Below are 19036 nucleotides of genomic sequence, written 5' to 3' on the forward strand. Positions count from 1 at the left end.
CTCAGGGCCGGTCCCTCCCCCGGATCTTTATCGGCCTCGACTGGTCCGGTATCTTCAGCCCCCCCTCGATCCCAAGAGCCTCCTCCATGGCGGCCTTGTGGAGGTCGCCGGAGGTGTGGATCCCCCCCTCGCCGCCCCGGACCGCCCGGCAGGGGTACATCTGGCAGAGGAGGCCGGCCCGGGGCGGGGCGTCTTCGACCGTGACCCCGACGATATCCCTCGCCACGTGCCAGGTGCTGCCGCAGGGGGATCCCCGGAGGACCTCGGCCCGAGCTATCCTCCCGTCCTCCACCTCCACCTCCAGCCGGGGCCGGCCGAGCTTCTCGGCGAAGGCGTCGACCGCCTCGACACCGCAGGGGTCGAGGGTGCAGCAGATCTCGTCGACCTCGATGTAGATCCCGTAGCGGTCGGCGATCTTCTGCAGCTCTGGGACCGATCCCGCCCTCCCGATCCCGCCGGGGACGATGACGGCCTGGGCGCCGCCCTTCCCGGCCCGGACGGCTATCTCCGGGGTGACGTCGGGGTGGAGGGAGTAGGTGATGATCAGCTCTGAAGAGAAGAACTCGGGGTCAAGGTCGAGGCCGTCGAGGAACTCCTCGGGGTCCTCGATGAACTCCGGCAGGGCTTGGGGGATCTCGACGGAGACGACCTCAAAGTCGGTCCTCTCTCTTATCGTCTCGATGAGACGCTCGCCGTACTTACCCCGAATGACGACTCCGACTCGCATATCCCTTCCATGACGAGGGAGGGTTATAGAGTTTTCTTGATCTCCACCCTGCTAGCCCATCTCTAAGCCCTTCGGGGCCCCTGGATATCCGCGAGCCGCCTTCGAAAGGATAAATTAGCCCCGGAGCCGATGGAAGGATCATGATACCTTGCGTCCTCGTCGCGGGGACCTCCAGCGGCGTCGGGAAGACGACGGTCGTCCTGGGGATGATGGCGGCCCTCAGGAGGCGGGGTCTCGTCGTCGCCCCCTTCAAGGTGGGGCCGGACTTCATCGATCCATCTCATCATGCTGCCATCTGCGGTAGGCCCTCTCGAAACCTCGACACCTTCATGATGGGAAGAGACGGAGTCCGCCGCTCTTTCGCGCGAGGCGTCGAGGGCGCCGACGTCGCCGTCATCGAGGGGGTGATGGGGCTCTACGACGGCCTCGACGCGACGGATGTTGCTTCGTCGGCCTCCGTCGCGAAAGCCCTCGGAGCCCCCGTCCTCCTGGTGATGAACGTCCACGGGACGAGCAGGTCCGCCGCGGCGATGGCCCTCGGCTACAGGAGCTACGACCCCGGCGTGAAGATATCGGGGCTCGTCCTCAACCGGGTCGGTAGCGACCGCCATCGCGGCCTCCTGGAGGAGGCCCTCGCGCCCCTGGGGATACCGATCCTCGCCTCCCTCCCCCGGCGGGGCGAGATAGCCCTTCCGAGCCGCCACCTGGGGCTCCTGATGGGCTTTGAGAGCCGCCACGACCTGGATGCCCTCGCGGACTTCCTCGAGGAGAACGCCGACCTCGACGGGATCCTCGAGCTCGGATGCGATGTAGCGGAGCCTGAGGCGCAGGTGGCGCAGGCGCAGGCGGCGCAGGAAGCGGAGACGGAGACGGTGCCTGACCTGGAGGGCGGTAGAATCAGAATCGCCGTCGGATACGACGAGGCCTTCTGCTTCTACTACGCCGAGAACTTCGAGATCCTCCGGAAGCTAGGCGCAGAGATCGAGTTCTTCAGCCCCATCCGCGACCCCCTCCCCGAGGCCGACGGCCTCTACCTCGGCGGCGGCTACCCCGAGCTGTATTCCCGGGAGCTGGAGGAGTCGCCGACACGCCATGAAATAAAGAAGGCTGCCGGGGACGGGATGCCGATCTACGGCGAGTGCGGCGGCCTGATGTACCTCTGTGAGTCGGTGGTATCGAAGGACGGCGACTCGGAGAAGAAGATGGCGGGGGTGCTGCCGGCGACGACGGCGATGACCGGCAGGCTTCAAGCCCTGGGGTACGTCGAGGGGGACGTCGTCGCCGAGAACCCCGTCGTCGCGAGAGGATCGGTCATCAGGGGGCATGAGTTTCACTACTCGAAGATGGACTGCGCGAGGGACGCGCGGTTCGCCTACCGGTTCCGGCGCGGGAAGGGGATCGTCGGGGACAGAGACGGCCTCGTCGAGCACGAGACACTGGGAAGCTACCTTCACACCCACTTCTCCACCTTCCCGGTGGAGAGGTTCGTCGCGAATTGCAGGAGGTACGGGAGAAGATGATGTTGATCGTCTTCAATACTGTATAAACTTCTACAATTTTTCTGGGATAACTCCTCCAGCATCAAAGGAACCTGGTCAGGTTTTCTTCCCAATACATCAATTGATCTTATGGGCTCAAAGTCTAATATTTATAATCAGAATGTTATCATATAAGAGCGAAATGTTTTTCACTATAGCAAGAAACAAATAGCGGACGACCATGACTGACGCTCCAAATTACTGTATCAGATACGATCTCTCTAAGGCTCGCAAGAGCAACTCGTCGAAAATCCCGGCCAGCCATCAGTCTGCAGCCATTGATAAACTCTATCGCTGGTACGAGGGCAATCCAGAACCCCAAGCTGGGGCCATTCTCGTACTGCCCACCGGAGGCGGAAAGACCTTTACCGCGGTTCGTTTTCTCTGCAAGACGGCCCTTTCCGACGGGTACAAAGTCCTCTGGCTCGCTCACACTCACCATCTTTTGGAGCAGGCTTTCAAAAGCCTGGAGGAAGATATCGGACAGATCGCAGAGCCGAGAGGGTCTCTGAAAGTTAGGGTTGTTTCGGGAACGAAAGATCATTATCCTGTATACGAAATCAAGCCTGACGATGACGTGGTCATCGCGACGCTCCAGACGATCGCCAAAGCCCACAAGGAACACCACAGGGCTTTGGAGGCGTTCCTCAAGTCTGCAGGTAAAAAGCTCTTCGTCGTCTTTGACGAGGCACACCATGCCCCCGCACCCAGCTACAGAAAGCTGATTCAAAGTCTGCGAGATAAAATACCGAGGATGTACGTTCTTGGGCTCACCGCAACTCCCAGCTATACCGACAAAGGTCGCGAAGGCTGGCTATCCGAACTCTTCCCTCAGGGGATCGTTTATCAGGTCTCACCCCAGAAGCTTATGGCGGAGGGGATCCTCGCGGAACCGGTCTCAGAACAACACCAGACGAATTTTGAGCCGGATTTCGATGAACGAGAATATCAGAAGTGGATAGGTACTTTTCGAGACATCCCCGAAGATATAATCGAACAGCTGGCAGAAAACCGTGCAAGAAACGAGTACATCGGCGCAACTTATGTAGGTAATCGCAAGAAGTACGGCAAGACGATCATCTTCGCAGATCGCTGGTATCAGTGTGAGGCCATCGCAGAATATCTCGAAAAAAGGGGAGTTAATGCCGGTTCTGTCTACTCTCATGTTACTAGAGGGGTCAACAAAAAGAGTGCCGATGAGAACAACAGGCGGGTTTTGGAGGCTTTTAAAGCCGGAAAGCTGGACGTCATCCTAAACGTCCGTATGCTTACGGAGGGTACCGATCTTCCAGATGCAGAAAGCGCCTTTATCACCCGTCAGACCACCAGCCGAAACCTTCTGACCCAGATGGTGGGCCGCGCTCTCCGCGGTCCAAAGTTCGGCGGGACGGAGAAGGCCCATCTCGTATTCTTTACAGACAACTGGCAGCAGCTCATAAACTGGGCTGAGTATGAGATGCCAGACGGTGGCATCAGCGGAAAGGAACCTAAGCCCGGTGAGCGTCCGCCCTTGCAGTACATCTCCATCGAACTCATCCGCAAATTGGCTATACAGATAGATTCAGGGCTCAACGTCAATGCGACTCCCTTTTTGCAGCTCCTTCCAGCGGGATGGTACCTCGTCGATTATACTGCTCAGCTCAATGGGAGCGATAACCTTGAGCCGGTAAAAAGGCTGGTCATGGTCTTCGATCACGAAAAAGACGGTTACGAGAACCTGGTCAACGGATTACATGATAAGGATCTCGCTGAGTTTGAGAACGAGAGTGTCCAGTTCGAGGATGTGAGCGATCTTGTTGAAGCTCAAAAGGTCGAATTCTTCCGGGAACCTCAGAGACACTTCGGGTCTAACATGGATCAGGACGTCTTCAGCATTCTCCGTCACATGGCGCAGAACCGCTCACCTCCGAGGTTCTTCCCATTCAAAGAGCGTGAGAATCACGACCTGGACCAGATAGCAAAAGAGCACATTGAAAGAGATACCGGACCCACCAGGCTAAACCAAGATCTTCAGAGAGAATATTCTAGATATGATCGATATTGGAACGTAATCTATCCTTCATACGGTCACTTTAAAAGTCAATATGATGGTTGTGCCAACAGGATACTCAATCCGCCTTCGCCTCAAAAATATACAGGTGAGATTGATGATAATCTGCCGGTTTTACTCACTGAAGAGGAAAAAATCAAGATTAAAGAACGGGATGAATATACGTGTCTCTGTTGCGGAACCACAAAGAGAAGCTTTTTGCAGGTCGACCATATAGATCCAAGATACTTGGGCGGGTCCAACAATCCAGAAAACCTCCAGACTTTATGTGGAGAATGTAATAACAAGAAGAGAACAGATACCATCACCTTCCGAGACCATAAGACGAAACTCACTGAGCCGCCTGAAGGGCTCCCAGCGATTGAAGTGCCTGCGTACTTATCAGACGAAGATCTTAAGGGTTGGATCGAGTTTGCCCAAAGGACGATCAACTTCTTCTATAATTGTGGGGCTGTGAAGACTATTATGATCAGCGAAATCCGGCCATGTTACTATCAATGGGAAGTAAGACTCCATTACGGGAACAATCCAAAATGGCTGAAGCCCCACCTATCAGAATTGGTCACACGTATATGCGGTTCACTAGAATCCAACAAATGTGGAAGTCCTTACAAACCGAGCAAGATAGCCGTGGTGTCTGAGGACAGAAAAAATGAGAACAAGAGTTATCCGCACTCTGTCGAGGCTGCCCAATGGATAAAAGACAAATTAACCGGTAAAGTAGAAACTGCAGAAGACATGAACTTTGTCGGATCTATTGACTCAAATAAATATCATCTTCCTAGCTGCGGTTGGGCAAAAAAAATACCGCTAGAAGATCTAATCTCCTTTCCTAACGCCGAAGCAGCAAAGAGTCTAGGATACATACCTTGCAGGGTCTGCGAACCAAATAAACGGAGAATGCGTAACTAGATCTCTGCCTTTTTGCAGATAGGATAAAAACTTTGGGGTATAATAATGAAAGTAGTCGCCTTCAACGGGAGCGCGAGGAGGGACGGTAACACCGCCATCCTCGTGCGAAGGGTCCTGGAAGAGCTGGAGAAAGAGGATATAGAAACCGAGCTTGTCCAGCTCGCGGGAGAGCGGATCCGGGGATGCACCGCCTGCCGCGGCTGCGTCGCGAATCAGGACAGACGCTGCACCATCGACGACGACGTCGTCAACGAATGCATAAGAAAGATGGTCGAGGCGGACGGGATCATTCTCGCTTCGCCGACCTACTTCGCCGACGTCTCGGCGGAGATGAAGGCCCTCATCGACCGGGCAGGCTTCGTCGCAAGAGCCAACGGCGGCCTCTTCCGGCGGAAGGTGGGGGCGGCGGTCGTCGCCGTCCGCAGGGCCGGGGCGATCCACACCTTCGACTCGATCAACCACTTCTTCTTCATCAGCGAGATGGTCGTCCCCGGATCGAGCTACTGGAACCTCGGCTTCGGCTATGCGCCGGGGGATGTGGAGGCGGACGCCGAGGGGATGGAGACGATGAGGGTCCTCGGCTCGAATATGGCGTGGCTGTTGCAGAAGATCAACGGCTGATGCCGGTGGCGGAGGGCGGGCATAGGGGAGGTAGAGGGAGAACGGGAGAAAGGAGGGGAGAAAGGCAGCGGATCAGAAGTCGAAGAGGGACTTCTGCTTCTGCTCCTGCCCCTCGGCTGGTGGCCCGGACGGAGCCCTTCCTTTCGCCACCGCAGCCCCGGGGGGCGCGAGGTCGAAGAGCCGCTGCTGCTCGGGGCAGCAGACGAGCTGCTCCTTTGATACCCCGAAGGGCGCGAGGAGGCGCAGCAGAGGCGGCAAGATCTGCTTATTGATGTAGTAGTCGGTGTCGATCAATAGGCCGTTCTCGAGGGCGTAGGAGGGGTCCTCGGCCCGGTCGACGAAGAGCCCCCGCCCCCGGACGATGACGAAGGGGACCCGGTCGCCGACGGAGGGGACGGGGCCGCCCCTCGCCCTCATCTTCTCCGCCAGCTGGACGTGAGGCTGCTTGTTCTTGTAGGAGGCGGTGCTCTTGGTGTATCTCCTCGTCAGGACCAGGTCCTCGAGGATCTCCGGGTCCTTCCGCAGGTCGAGCCTCTGGAGGCGGTCGATCACCGACTTTGCGAGGTCGACGGCCTCCTCGACCCTCCCCTCCATGAGGACGAGCTCGAGAGACCGGTTGAGGGTCTTGCTCGTCAGCTCGCACCAGTCCCTTCTTACCGTCTCCATCCCCCGGACCTTGATCTTATCCCGCCACTCCCCGCCGACCTTCTCGAAGACCCAGAGGGCGTACCTCTTCTTGACGAGGAAGAGCCCCCGGCGGGCGAAGGCCTCAAAGACCAGCTCCATCGGCGGCGGCAGGCGGGACGTAACCGTCTCGGCGATCTTCCCTCCCACCAGCTCCGCCTCCTCCAGGGTCGGCTTTACCCCGCTGCCGCCGAAGGGCTTGAGGCGGATGAAGACGCTGTCGGTGTCGCCGTAGACGACCGAGAGGTCGAAGCGCTTGAACTCTCCGACGGCGGGGAAGGAGTCGCCGGAGGCGGAGGCCATCTCCTCGGGGAGGAGGGCTTTGCCGTCCCGGACGTAGACCGACCCGATCTCCTCGACCATCCGCTTGGTGTTCAGGATGTTGGTTCGGCCGAAGCTCGTCACGGCGTTGGCGAGGGGGAGGCTGTAGAGCCTGGCCCGGGCGTATCCGGAGTAGCCGTAGAAGGAGTTTAGGAGGATCTTGAGGGCGTACTGCTGGGCGTCGAGGATGCTCCGCTCCTCCTCCGAAGCCGACTTCATACGACGCTTGATATCGGTCCTCTGGGCCAGGAGGTCGGAGAGGACCCCGGGGACGATCCCCGGCGCCTCTCCCGGGAGGACGAACTCCCCCCCCGAGGGCGGCTTTACGACCCCCCCGGATGGGGGGCGCTCGTCGGTGACGACCGTCGAGTAGCAGAGGTTGTGGGCCATCATGATGGAGGGGTAGAGGGAGCGGTAGTCGAGGATCAAAACATCCTCCACCAGCCCCTTCTTCGGCTCCAGGACCTCTCCTCCCTTCAGCTCGGAGCTCTGGGCCGCCCTGGCAGAAGAGAGGTCAGCGTCGGGCTTGGGGGGGATGACCCTCCCCCTCTCCTGGAACTTTCGGAAGAGGAAGTTCTCGACCATGCCGGTCTGGCCGCCGTCGATGACGTCCTGGAGGAGGGAGCCGCTCGTCTGGGCGAGGGCGATGTACTTGTCGAGGAGCTGGAGGTCGGTGAGGAGGTGGAGGGCGAGGTAGGAGTCGCGGCGGGAGTAGCTGACGAGCCGGGCGAAATCGTCGCCGGAGGAGGTCCAGAGCGCCTCCATCTCCTTAGGGTCGACGTCGTGCTTCTCGACCCCCAGGAGCTCCAGGCTCGCATTCCTGAGGGTGTAGCGCTTGAGGCTGAAGGACGACCTCACCAGGGGCAGAAGATCGACGACGATCCTTCCGGTGATCTCGACCCGGGTCTGGTTGACGATCTTTCTCACCCGCCAGGGGCCTCCGTCCCGACCGACCCGGACCTCCACGTTCAGCCTCCTCGCCCTCTCTTCCAGGTACGGAAAGTCGAACTCCGCCGAGTTGTAGCCGGCAAGGACGTCGGGGTCGTAGTCCTTGAGGATCTCGACGAACCTGGCGAGCATCGCCCTCTCGCCACCGCAGCAGAGGACGTCTCCCCGGGGGCAGTCCAGATCCCGGCCGACGAGGACGAGGTCTTCTCGCCCTTTGTAAGGCGGGTCGAAGGCTAGGCTGACCATGATCACCGGCGAGGTCTCGGGGCTTGGCATCGCCCCGTGGAGGGGGAGGCATTCGATGTCGAAGGCCAGGGTGCGGAGGGGGGCGTTGGGGATCGCCTTCGCGCCACCCCTTGCCTCCGCCCCGGGGACCTTCTCCCTCTCCGCCCCTCCAGCCACCGCTGGACCCGCCCCCGCGGGCCGAAGGGAGGTATAGGGGACGGGGCCTATGGTGGCAGACCCCGCCGGCGCCGTCTCCAAATCCGATCCACCATTGCCGGCCTCCACCTCCGCCCACCTCATCCCCCCCAGGTCGAGGTCGATGAGGAACCGGTTCTTGAAGAGGACGTCCGTCTCGTAGACCTCCAGGACCCCGGGGACGGAGAGGACCGACTCCCTGAAATCCCGGACGGACTTGGGGTCCTTGGCGACGACCTTCAGCATCTTTGAAGGCCGCCTCTGGTAGCCGACGGGCCGAAATCGGTCCACCGCCTCGGCGGAGAGGCCCATCTCCCTGATCCCATCGATGGCCGAGTCGATCCTCCTTTCGTCGATTCGGGCGTAGAAGTAGGGGCGAAATCCAGAGGCCTGGACGGTGACGGGTCTGCCCGAAGGGGTCGTCCCGAAGAGCTGGACTATGGGAAACCCGTCGGGGTCGTAGACGTAGTTGGCGTCCAGGATCTGGAAGATCATCAACCGGGATAGGTTTTAAGGGAGTGATATAGTTTGTTATACGGATAATGTGGCTGAGGTCCAATGGCAAGAAGGATCGCGGATCTGAGCGGCGATCGGAGAGGTCTTTAGGGTTTTATTGTGGTAGCCATGAGGAATTTTGTGGACTGTGAAGAAGATCAACTTTGAGATCGTGCTTGATGTATCTGAATCGACTTCTGCTGTTTAATCTCCACTTTAGCGCATCTTCAGCTATACTACCCCTTAAGTCAACGATTATTAATATGTATTTAATTTAAGAAGTCAAGGGATTACAGACCGAAAGAATATTAAACCATAACTGAAGTATATGTAGTTTAGTTATCTAAGGAGGACGAAGATGAAATCTACGATAATCATACTCATGATGGTTGCAGCGCTAGTATCAATCACCCCATCCTTAGCTGGAATGGAGAATATCACCATAAACATCACAAGCCCCGAAGAGGGAGACGAAGTGGAGTGGCGAAACTGGGTTATAGGTGAAACGAATTTAAAAAATTATACCGATTATCATATCTATGTTATAATAAATCCAGCAGACTCCGGCACTTGGTGGGTACAGCCAAAAGCCGTCATTGATACAAATACAGGGATATGGCGTGCACACGTCTATTTTGGCAGAGAAGGTATGGATTGGGGTTCCTATCAATTCGTCTGTGCAATAATAACAGCCTCCAAACTGGAGTATAATACGTTCGATAATATACCTGAAAATATAGCAAAATCTGATATTATAATGGTTAGGAGGAAATAATTTATGAATACTCATTCTTTTTTATTATTTGGCCTAATCCTTTTACTAATTTTACCTGTTAACATCAGTCCAGCTGAATCTCAGGAAATTACGATTATAGGAGTAAATGATACTAAAGTTACTGTTGAAATAGATGTATTACCAGATGAGAATCATATTTGTGTGTTCAGATATCCTAAATATCATGATGCTGAAGGATATTCATATCCAGAAGGGCGAGATAAAGGAAATGGAATCTGGGAATTTGATATCGACTTTAATTGCAATGAAATATATACGATTTATGCAATCATTACTTCAAAATATATAAATCCAGGTCATTGCGGTCACTTCAACAATTATGTCAAAGATTCGATTGCATATACATCAAAAGATTATTCAAAGAATTGTTCAGAAGTGAGATAGAATAAATGAATATTATTAAAGTACTTTGTTAATTTTGGGGGAGTCTTAATAACAATAAGAACATATATAGGTTTAGCCTTATTAATCTGTTCAATATTATTGCTAGTTGTGGGATTGGGTCATAGCGGATCGATTTGTTCAGATGGGGTAGTCTATGCGGATGACATAATTGATGAAATAAATAACGAGAAACCAGTAAAATACGAAAAAAATATAATCAATGGAGATATAAAATTCAATTCAGATGTTAAAAAAAATATAGAAATTAAGAATTGTACGATTACAGGTAAAGTAGACTTTAAAGAGACAATCTTTCATGGGTTGGTAGATTTTTCAGATACCAAATTTATGCAAGACACCGATTTTAAGTCCACTAATTTTAGAGATGAAGTCATATTTGAAAATACGTATTTCTTTGGAAATGCTGACTTCGAAAAAGTTAATTTTACGAGGAAAGTAAACTTTCTCCAGACTAAATTTGAAAAGAATGCTATCTTCGAGGGTGCTAACTTTACTGAAGCTTATTTTCAACGTACTAATTTCACTCAAAATGCTAATTTCAAATCGTCAGAATTCAAAGAATTTGCCGATTTGAAGGAGGTTAAGTTCGGGAACAATGTAGATTTCACCAACACAGGTTTCAAAAAAGGGGGCGATTTTAAACATGCTCACTTCAATGGGAATGCCATATTTCGAAATGTGGATTTTGGCGGTGCTATAGAACTGGAAAATGCTAAGTTCTTGGGCGATGTTGATTTTAGTCATATCAACTGTAAAGAAAAAATTAATTTTTATCGAACTAACTTTTCAAAAAAAACCAACTTCACGAATTCCGGTTTCAGCGGAGCTTATTTTGAAAGTGCTACTTTTGGCGGAGATGCCAAATTCGAAAGTGCTACTTTTGGCGGAGATGCCAAATTTGATTATGCAAAATTTAATAATATAGCTGACTTTAGTGCGGCAAAATTCAACAATCAAACTCAATTCTCCAGCGCTGAATTCAGCAATAATGACATTGCTTGGTTTAAAGGAGCAAAATTCTACGGAGAATCAAAATTCAAAAATACACAATTTAATAACGAAACATCATTCATTTCTTCAGAATTCAGTATAGATACAACATTCATGAACTCCACATTCTTCGGAAATGCTATTTTTATGCTTAGCGATTTTAAAGGAAACGCTTACTTTAACCATACGAAATTTCTCGGTAAAACCGAATTCCAAAAAAGCGATTTCAATGGAAACGCTGACTTTGAAGATACGGAATTTCTCGGTGAAACCGACTTCAACCAGTCAGAATTCAGAGGAGATCTCGATTTCACTAAAGTATATTTTGAGGGCCTCTTGAATATGAGTAGCATGAAATTTGGTTTAGGGAGGTTAGATATTAATTTCGACTCAATTAATTTCAACCCTGTTAATCGCCTAACATGTGATGACGCCACATACATGAGATTGATTATGAACTTCAAAGAAATCGGGAGGATCAGTGATGCTAATGATTGTTACTTTCAATTCCGATTAAATAGTCAACCGAGAGATTTATCCTTCAAAAAATTAGAAGACTGGTTTTTCAGGTATTCATGCGGATATGGCGTCCGTCCAAAGTATGTGATAATACCGGCTAGTATTTTTGTGTTATCATTTGCCATCTTCTACAAGATAATCAATATACGGTCGAAGAAAAGAAGATCTAAGGAGAAAATCGAGGAAAAAAGCTTCAAAGAATATCTCGTCCTTAGTCTACAGATCTTCACATTGCAGCCCCACGATAGTATGCCATCCACCAGTGCACTCACTAGATTTCTTGGGTTATTGGAGGGATTATTAGGGTTGATCGTATTTGGTTTATTCATAGCAGCCTTATCTAACAAGATGGCATTTTGATTCTTACCTATTAGGCTCAGGCGAACCGTTGACGCCGAAAGAACCGAGGCGTATAAGGATGAAGCTGATACAAGTCCCCATTCGAATTATCTTAGTACTTCTCCCCCATCTTCTCTGTCAACCTCAATCTCCTACTTCCACACGACCTCCACCTCGTCCGTCCGATACCCCGGCCGGACCCGCGACTCCGCGAGGGGCGTCGTCACCCCGGCCTTCAGCATGACAAGGCCGGTGTAGGCGATCATGGAGCCGTTGTCCCCCATGAACCTCATCTCGGGGACGAAGAACTGCGCCCCCCTCTCCTCGCACATGATATTCAGCATCTCCCGGAGGCGGGAGTTCGCGCCGACGCCGCCCACCAGGAGGACCTCTTTCTTCTCGGCGTGGGCGAGGGCCCTCTCGGTCACCTCGACGAGCATGGCGAAGGCCGTCTCCTGGAAGGAGGAGCAGACGTCGGCGAGGTCGTACTTCTTCGCCGCCTGGGCTGCCGCCGTCGAGAGGCCGGAGAAGGAGAGGTCCATCCCCTTGACCACGTAGGGGAGAGGTATGTACTCCTTCGCCGACTTCGCCAGAGCCTCCAATTTGGGGCCGCCGGGGTGGGGGAGGCCCACCTGCCGCGCGAACTTGTCCAGGGCGTTTCCGACGGAGATGTCCAGGGTCTCGCCGAATATTCTGTACCGCCCGCGCCTCAGGGCCAGAACCTGGCTGTTTCCGCCGCTGACGTATAGGACGACCGGGTCGGCGGCGCCGGTCTTCCACTTGCCGACCTCGATGTGGGCGATGCAGTGGTTGACGCCGACCAGGGGGACCCCGAAACGGAGCGCGAGGGCCCGGGCCGCCGTCGCCACCGTCCGGAGGCACGGCCCGAGCCCCGGCCCCTGGGAGAAGGCGACGGCGTCGATGGCGATGCCGTCGCGTCGGGCGGCGTCCAGGACCTCGCCGACGACCGGCGCCATGTGCCCGGCGTGGTGCTGGGCCGCCTCCCTCGGGTGGATCCCCCCCTTGGCAGGGACGTAGGTGGCGCTCTCCTCGGCGATGACCTCCTCCTCGTCGACGAGGGCACAGCTGAGGTTCCATGCCGTCCCCTCCAGCCCCAGGACGACCGTCCTTCGATAAGATCCCTTATCCGAACCTTCTCCCATCTATCGACCATCCCCTCAGCTTCGAAATCCCTCCCGCCGAGCTCATCTCCCAACCCCGAATTCAGGGGGTGAGGCCGATGTCCCGCCGGTACCTGATCCCGTTGAACCTGATCCTTCTTATGTTCTCGTAGGCCCTCTCCCTCGCCGCCGGGAGGGTGGCGCCCCGGCCGACGACGGTGAGGACCCGCCCGCCGGTGGTGAAGAGCCTCTCCGCCCCTCTGGCGTCCCTGCCGAAGGCGGTTCCGTTGTGGTAGACGAGGACGTCGGGATCGACCTTATCTAGACCCCTGATCGGCATATTGGTATAGTGGGAGCCGGGGTAGCCGGGCCGCTCCTCCTGGACCCCGCTGGCGGCGGGCTTCACCACCCGACCGCTGATGGCGCAGACCCCGACGCAATAGTCGGGGGACCATTTGAGCTTCACGGATTCGAGATCCCCATCCAGGACCGCCCGGGAGAGGATGTACATATCCGTCTCCAGGCGGGGAAGGATCACCTCCGCCTCGGGGTCGCCGAGCCTCACGTTGATCTCCAGGACCTTTGGGACCCTTTCGCCCTCCTCCTCCGAGACCATCAGGCCGAAGTAGATCATCCCCCGGTACTCAAAGCCCGACCTCTCTCGAAAACCCCGGATGGTGGGGACGGCGATCTCCTCCATGATCCGCTCCGCGAGGTCGCCGTCGAGCCATGGGTGGGGGGAGTAGCCTCCCATCCCTCCGGTGTTGGGGTTGTGGTCGAGGTTCGGGTCTCCCGATAGTCTGTTGTAGAGCCGGATCGCCACCTCCTCTCCGGGGGCGAAGGCCCGCTTGTAGTCCATCGCCGACTCCAGAGGAAGGACCGTCCTCCCGTCGGTGACGGCGAAGAACATCAGCTCCCTTCCCTCTAGCCTCTCCTCGAGGACGACCCGCCTTCCGGCCTCGCCGAAGAGGCGGGGCTCCACCATGATCCTCTGGACCGCCGAGGCCGCCTCCTCCTCGGAGCCGCAGACGATCGACCCCTTCCCGGCGGCGAGGCCGTCGGCCTTCACCACCAGGTTCATCCCTGGATTATCGGCGTAGAAGGAGGAGACGTACCCTAAAGCCTCCTCCGGATCGCCGAAGCTCCGATGGCGGGGGATGGGGACCCCGATATCCCGGAGGAGGTCCTTCGCGTAGCCCTTGCTCCCCTCCAGGACCGATGCTTCCCGTCTCGGACCGACGGCTTCGAGCCCCTCCTCGGAGAAGAGGTTGACGATCCCGTCGGATAGGTACCCCTCCGGGCCGACGAAGGTGAGGTCTACCGCCTCTCTCCTGGCGAAGGTGGCGAGGTCGGCGATCTCCTTGAGGGGCCGCCCCTTCGAGAGGGCGATCTCGCACTTCTCGATCATGGAGCTTCCGGCGTTCCCGGGGGCGACGTAGACCCGCTCCACCAGGGGGCTCCTCGCGAAGGCGTGGGCGATGGCGTTTCCCCTGCCGCCTGCGTCAACTACCAGAACCTTTGCACCAGACATTTGATCTACCGTTGAGGGAGTGAGATACGCCAATAGATAAGGGTAATTGAGCCCCATCGGGCCGATGACTATATTAAAGGAGGTCGGTCCATTTGGGGTCTTTAGAGGAATCTGCCGCCGCCCCCGTCCGCCGCCCGGCCGCATCGGGCCCGTCCCGGAGGGGGATGGTCGGCGGCGGCGTTGGAGACCCGCATCAAGGGGTGTATGACCAATCATGTACTCAATAGATCAGTTGTTAGAGACGATCCGCGACAGGAACGTCGAGTCTCTCAGGCTGCAGTTCACCGACATCCAGGGGCTCGTGAAGAGCGTCTCGATCCCCGCCACCAGGCTCGGAAAGGCCCTCGACTCGGGGACCGGCTTCGACGGCTCCTCCATCGAGGGCTTCGCCAGGATCCAGGAGTCCGACATGCTCCTCCGGCCGGACATATCCTCCTTCGCCATCCTCCCCTGGAGGGCGAGGGAGAACAGGAACGTGGCGCGGCTGATATGTGACGTCTACAAGCCCAACGGCCAGCCCTTCGAGGGAGACCCCCGGTACGTCCTGAAGAGGGCGATGAAGAAGGCCGAGGAGATGGGCTACTCCATGAACGTCGGCCCGGAGCTGGAGTTCTTCCTCTTCAACATGGAGAACGGAAGGGCCACCACCAGGCCTCACGACTTCGCCGGATACTTCGACTTCGGACCCGTCGACCTGGCCGAGGAGATAAGGCGGGAGATCGTCCTCGCCCTGACGGATATGGGCTTCAAGATCGAGGCCTCTCACCACGAGGTGGCCCGGGGGCAGCACGAGATTGACTTCACCTACGGCGAGGCCCTCAGGACCGCCGACAACGTCGTCACCTTCAAGTACGTCACAAGGACGATCGCGATGAAGAACGGCCTTGCCGCGACGTTCATGCCCAAGCCGATCTACGGCGCCGCCGGCTCCGGGATGCACGTCAACATCTCCCTCTTCCGGGGGGAGGAGAACGCCTTCTTCGACCCTGATGCGAAGATGCAGCTCTCCGACCTCGCCCGCCACTTCGCAGGAGGTCTCTTGGAGCATGCCCCCGCCATCACCGCCGTCACAAACCCCCTCATCAACTCTTACAAGCGGCTCGTCTCCGGCTTCGAGGCCCCCGTCTACATCGGCTGGTCCGGCCCGAACCGATCCTCTCTCATCCGGGTCCCCAGCGGCCGGGGCCTCAGCACGAGGCTCGAGTTCAGGTCGCCGGACCCCTCCTGCAGCCCCTACCTCGGCTTCGCAGCGATCCTGGCGGCGGGCCTCGACGGGGTGAAGAGGAAGATCGACCCCGGCGACCCTGTGGACATGAACATCTACGAGCTCTCCGACGAGGAGAGGGATAGGCTCGGGATAAAGCTCCTCCCCTCGAACCTTCGGGAGGCCCTCGACAGGCTGGAGGAGGACCGGATCGTCAGGGACGCCCTCGGAGAGCATGTCTTCGCCAACTTCATGAGGCTCGGCTCCCTGGAGTGGAAGATGTACAACAACTTCGTCCACCCCTGGGAGGTGGAGAGGTACATAAACACGATCTGAGGACTGGGAGGTTCGGCCTTCGCCGGATGGGATCCCCCCGGCGGCCAACTCCCTCCAGAGCCGAAACGTATTTAACCAGCATCGTATATGGAAAAGTCCGGGCCGGTAGCTTAGTCAGGCAGAGCGAAAGGCTCTTAACCTTTAGGTCGGGGGTTCAAATCCCTCTCGGCCCGCTTTGAGGGGCTGTGGCCTAGTCAGGTATGGCGACGGGCTCCAGCGGTATGATTGATGATGAGCAACGGGTCTGCTGAGGCCTCTCGACGGGGAGGCCGTTGATGATCCGTTGGAGCACTGAGAGGTCTGCTCTCGGTATCGGAGAGACCCGTCGATCGTGCGTTCGAATCGCACCAGCCCCACTATTTTTGATGAAGATAGCTCTTAAATATCGATATGGCCGATAGACGGGCGGTGGGTAAAGATGTACGATAAGGTGATTACCATCTGCTGGTCCATCAAGGAGGTCAACAGAAACCTCCAGGACCGCGAATCGATGACCGACTACTCGATCGAGTACCTGAAGAAGGCCTGCCGGGACCTCTCCGAGATCCTCGCCGCCGGGAAGGCGGCGGACCTCAAAGAGGAGATCGAGGTGGTGAACCGGTCCGGCAAAGCTGCGAAGTTCAAGATGGCCGAGGTGGCGGAGATGCTCACCGACACCAAGAAGATCCTCGAGTTCAACCTCATCGACAACGTCGATCGGTGGGCTAGATCCAAGCTGGAGGGCGCCGGGGGGCGGTGAACGGGGCTCCCGGTTTCGGAGAGGTCCTGACGCCTCAGGACTCATAGGGCTCATCATCGGATCAGCGAACTCTTCTCTTCATCGGCGCCGGGAGGGGCGGCCGGAGGGCCGCTGTACCTCTCCTGGCCCGGCTCATCGGGAAAGTATAAAACGGTTCTCAAATGACCCCTCCCTGGGATCCGGCTCCATCTCCTCGGACGATCCTTTCCCGAGGCCGTTGGGATGATGGGGCGTCTTTCATCGTCGAGGGGATGACCCTAAAAATCCATCTGATCTTTAAGGGCCCGGATCACCGGGCGCCGGATCCACCAGGAGGGTGACGAAATGGTGAAGGTAGGGGTTCACGTCTCCATCGCCGGCTCGATAGATTTGGCGGTGGACAGGGCAGAAAAGGCCGGTTGCGATACGTTCCAGATATTCTCCCGAAACCCCCGGGGGTGGCGGTTCAAGGAGATCCCCGAGGAGGTGGCGATGGAGTTCAGGAGGAAGCTAGCGCTCACCGGGATCTCCCCGGTCGTAGACCACATGCCCTACCTCCCCAACCTCGCGACGCCGAAGGAGGATGTTTACGCCAGATCCGTGGAGGCCCTCGCCGAGGAGCTGGAGAGGTGCGCCATCCTGGGGATCCCATACCTGGTGACCCACCTCGGAAGCCATCTCGACTCCGGCAAGGAGGGGGGTTTTGAGAGGACGGCGGAGGGGATCTCCAGGGCCCTCTCCTCCGTCGAGAACGAGGTCATCCTCCTTCTGGAGACTACCTCCGACTCGAAGAACAGCGTCGGAGGGTCCTTCGAGGACCTGGCGGAGATCATGAGGCGGGTCGGCCGGGAGGATCGGGTCGGGGCGTGCTTCGACACCTGCCACGCCTTCGTCGCCGGATACGAGCTGAGGACGGCGGAGGGGGCGGCCGAGACGATGGAGAGTTTCGATGAGGCGGTGGGGATATCGAGGCTGAAGGTCGTCCACCTCAACGACTCCAAGGGGCCCCTCGGCTCGAAGCTCGACCGGCACGAGCACATAGGCCTCGGGGAGATCGGCGAGGAGGGGTTCCGGCAGATCCTCCGCCACCCCGCCATAAGGTCCCGCCCCCTGATCCTGGAGACCCCCGTCGACGAGAGGAGGGACGACCGGGGGAACATCGCCCTGGTGAGGAAGCTTGCGGGGGGGGATTAGACGGGCCGCTCCCCCAGAGGGGACGTCGCCGTCGTCGCGATCCTCGCCCTCTACGGCACCCTCCTCCTCACCGCCCTCTGGGACCGGCCGTACCTCGCGGCGATCCTCCTCCTCCCGGCGCCCTTCATCCTCGGGATGAGGGTCGGCCACCCCCGGAGGGCGGCGGCTCTCGCCCTCACCGGCGCCGTCCTCGGGCCCCTGACGGAGGCCGCCTGCGTCGCCGGGGGTCTCTGGATCTACGCCGAGACCGGGGGCCTCCCTTACGTCCCGCCATGGAACTTCCCCGCCTGGGCCTCCTTTCCTCCTGCCATATGGCTCATCGTGGGGGCGGTCCTGGGGCCGGGGTGGATGAGGGGCTCTTCTTCCAGAGCTCTCGCCCTCGCCCTGGCGGGGGTGGGGGCGGAGATCGCGATCTTCGTCTCCCTCGGGATGAACCCCCCCGCCGCCCTGGCGGGGGGTTCGGTCCTGGCGGCGGCGGTGGTTCTGGCCTTCCGGGAGAGGTCGACTCTGGCGATGATGGGGGCCGGCGCCCTTCTGGGCCCCCTGGTGGAGTCTCTCCCCATCTCCGCCGGGGCCTGGTCCTACTCGGCCCCCGCCGACCTCTTCGGGATGCCGGGCTACATGATCCTCGCCTACGCCATCTTCGGCGCCCTCCTCGGCCACGCCTCCGGGGCGGTGGGGCTCCCGGTCGGAGGGGGCTTGAAAGGAACGATCCATCCGGATCAGGAGACGTAGCTGAGGGTCAGAAGGAGCTCGTCCTCGGATATCGGCTTCAGAAGATAGCTGACGGCGCCGAGGTCGTAGCTCTTCTGGATGTGCTCGGATACGATGGAGCCGGTCAGCATCACCACCGGTATACCTCGAAGCTCGGGGCTGGCCTTCAGCCGCTCCAGAAGCTCCATCCCGCTGAGGCGGGGGAGCTTGATGTCCAGGAGGATCAGGTCGGGGAGGGCTCCGCCCTCCTCGAGGATCGACTCCAGGATCTTGAGAGCCTCCTCGGCGTCCGTCGCCAGGAAGATGTCCCTTTCGAGGCAGATCCTCCGGAGGAGCCTGCAGGTCAGCTCGACGTCGTCGGGGTTGTCCTCAACGAGCAAAATTTTTAATTTGTTGTACGGCCTCTCCCCCCTCACCTCCGAGCTTTTAGGATCCTGAATCGCCGCAGACATC

Annotated in this window: 16 protein-coding genes and 2 tRNA genes; 12 read left to right on the top strand and 6 right to left on the bottom strand. The window is 57.4% G+C overall.

Features of this window, described 5'->3' with window-relative positions:
- Window position 1 precedes the first annotated feature (1 nt).
- Window positions 2–727, bottom strand: coding sequence for a DUF166 domain-containing protein (locus MHAR_RS07720; protein WP_014587052.1), 726 nt, complete (start codon window positions 725–727; stop codon window positions 2–4).
- 140 nt (window positions 728–867) lie between these two features.
- Here MHAR_RS07720 and MHAR_RS07725 point away from each other — a divergent pair, with 140 nt between their 5' ends.
- The 3 genes from MHAR_RS07725 (at window position 868) to MHAR_RS07735 (ending at window position 5848) form a co-directional block, all read left to right on the top strand.
- Window positions 868–2247: a cobyrinate a,c-diamide synthase gene (locus MHAR_RS07725; RefSeq protein ID WP_014587053.1), complete on the top strand. Its 1380-nt coding sequence runs from the start codon at window positions 868–870 to the stop codon at window positions 2245–2247.
- Between the two features lie 199 nt (window positions 2248–2446).
- A complete protein-coding gene (locus MHAR_RS07730) occupies window positions 2447–5227 on the top strand; it encodes a DEAD/DEAH box helicase family protein (protein ID WP_014587054.1) in 2781 nt (926 codons plus the stop codon).
- Between the two features lie 45 nt (window positions 5228–5272).
- Window positions 5273–5848, top strand: a complete 576-nt coding sequence (locus tag MHAR_RS07735) for a flavodoxin family protein (protein ID WP_014587055.1) — start codon at window positions 5273–5275, stop codon at window positions 5846–5848.
- Between the two features lie 72 nt (window positions 5849–5920).
- On the opposite strand, the gene MHAR_RS07740 is transcribed toward MHAR_RS07735, so the two are convergent.
- On the bottom strand, window positions 5921–8716 hold the full coding sequence (locus MHAR_RS07740) for a DNA-directed DNA polymerase (RefSeq protein ID WP_014587056.1): 2796 nt from the start codon (window positions 8714–8716) through the stop codon (window positions 5921–5923).
- A gap of 358 nt (window positions 8717–9074) precedes the next feature.
- On the opposite strand from MHAR_RS07740, the gene MHAR_RS13420 reads away from it, so the two are divergent.
- From MHAR_RS13420 to MHAR_RS07745, 3 genes are all read left to right on the top strand, one after another.
- Entirely contained in the window at window positions 9075–9491 is a 417-nt protein-coding gene (locus MHAR_RS13420; RefSeq protein WP_014587057.1) for a hypothetical protein, read from the top strand.
- A 3-nt stretch (window positions 9492–9494) separates the two neighbouring features.
- Entirely contained in the window at window positions 9495–9896 is a 402-nt protein-coding gene (locus MHAR_RS13425) for a hypothetical protein (protein WP_014587058.1), read from the top strand.
- Window positions 9897–10004: 108 nt separating this feature from the next.
- Window positions 10005–11786, top strand: a complete 1782-nt coding sequence (locus MHAR_RS07745; protein ID WP_014587059.1) for a pentapeptide repeat-containing protein — start codon at window positions 10005–10007, stop codon at window positions 11784–11786.
- A 131-nt stretch (window positions 11787–11917) separates the two neighbouring features.
- Here MHAR_RS07745 and MHAR_RS07750 read toward each other — a convergent pair whose 3' ends face one another.
- Together MHAR_RS07750 and purD are read right to left on the bottom strand one after the other, a co-directional pair.
- Window positions 11918–12928, bottom strand: coding sequence for a bifunctional N(6)-L-threonylcarbamoyladenine synthase/serine/threonine protein kinase (locus MHAR_RS07750; protein WP_014587060.1), 1011 nt, complete (start codon window positions 12926–12928; stop codon window positions 11918–11920).
- Window positions 12929–12989: 61 nt separating this feature from the next.
- Window positions 12990–14417, bottom strand: a complete 1428-nt coding sequence (purD, locus tag MHAR_RS07755; RefSeq protein ID WP_048144504.1) for a phosphoribosylamine--glycine ligase — start codon at window positions 14415–14417, stop codon at window positions 12990–12992.
- Between the two features lie 214 nt (window positions 14418–14631).
- On the opposite strand from purD, the gene glnA reads away from it, so the two are divergent.
- From glnA to MHAR_RS07775, 5 genes are all read left to right on the top strand, one after another.
- Complete coding sequence (gene glnA / locus MHAR_RS07760; protein ID WP_014587062.1) at window positions 14632–15957, top strand: type I glutamate--ammonia ligase; 1326 nt, start codon at window positions 14632–14634, stop codon at window positions 15955–15957.
- 99 nt (window positions 15958–16056) lie between these two features.
- Window positions 16057–16130 (top strand) — tRNA-Lys (locus MHAR_RS07765).
- A gap of 6 nt (window positions 16131–16136) precedes the next feature.
- Window positions 16137–16313: transfer RNA gene (locus tag MHAR_RS13530), tRNA-Trp, on the top strand.
- A gap of 62 nt (window positions 16314–16375) precedes the next feature.
- Complete coding sequence (locus MHAR_RS07770) at window positions 16376–16696, top strand: hypothetical protein (protein WP_014587063.1); 321 nt, start codon at window positions 16376–16378, stop codon at window positions 16694–16696.
- A 324-nt stretch (window positions 16697–17020) separates the two neighbouring features.
- On the top strand, window positions 17021–17869 hold the full coding sequence (locus MHAR_RS07775) for a deoxyribonuclease IV (RefSeq protein WP_014587064.1): 849 nt from the start codon (window positions 17021–17023) through the stop codon (window positions 17867–17869).
- A gap of 50 nt (window positions 17870–17919) precedes the next feature.
- On the opposite strand, the gene MHAR_RS14100 is transcribed toward MHAR_RS07775, so the two are convergent.
- On the bottom strand, window positions 17920–18048 hold the full coding sequence (locus MHAR_RS14100; protein ID WP_266335510.1) for a hypothetical protein: 129 nt from the start codon (window positions 18046–18048) through the stop codon (window positions 17920–17922).
- Here MHAR_RS14100 and MHAR_RS07780 point away from each other — a divergent pair.
- Window positions 18005–18604, top strand: a complete 600-nt coding sequence (locus MHAR_RS07780; protein ID WP_014587065.1) for a hypothetical protein — start codon at window positions 18005–18007, stop codon at window positions 18602–18604. The genes MHAR_RS14100 and MHAR_RS07780 overlap by 44 nt on opposite strands.
- On the opposite strand, the gene MHAR_RS07785 is transcribed toward MHAR_RS07780, so the two are convergent.
- Entirely contained in the window at window positions 18592–19035 is a 444-nt protein-coding gene (locus tag MHAR_RS07785) for a response regulator (RefSeq protein ID WP_014587066.1), read from the bottom strand. The genes MHAR_RS07780 and MHAR_RS07785 overlap by 13 nt on opposite strands.
- Window position 19036: the final 1 nt, after the last annotated feature.

Origin of the sequence: Methanothrix harundinacea 6Ac, assembly GCF_000235565.1 — an archaeon.
Lineage (GTDB): Archaea > Halobacteriota > Methanosarcinia > Methanotrichales > Methanotrichaceae > Methanocrinis > Methanocrinis harundinaceus.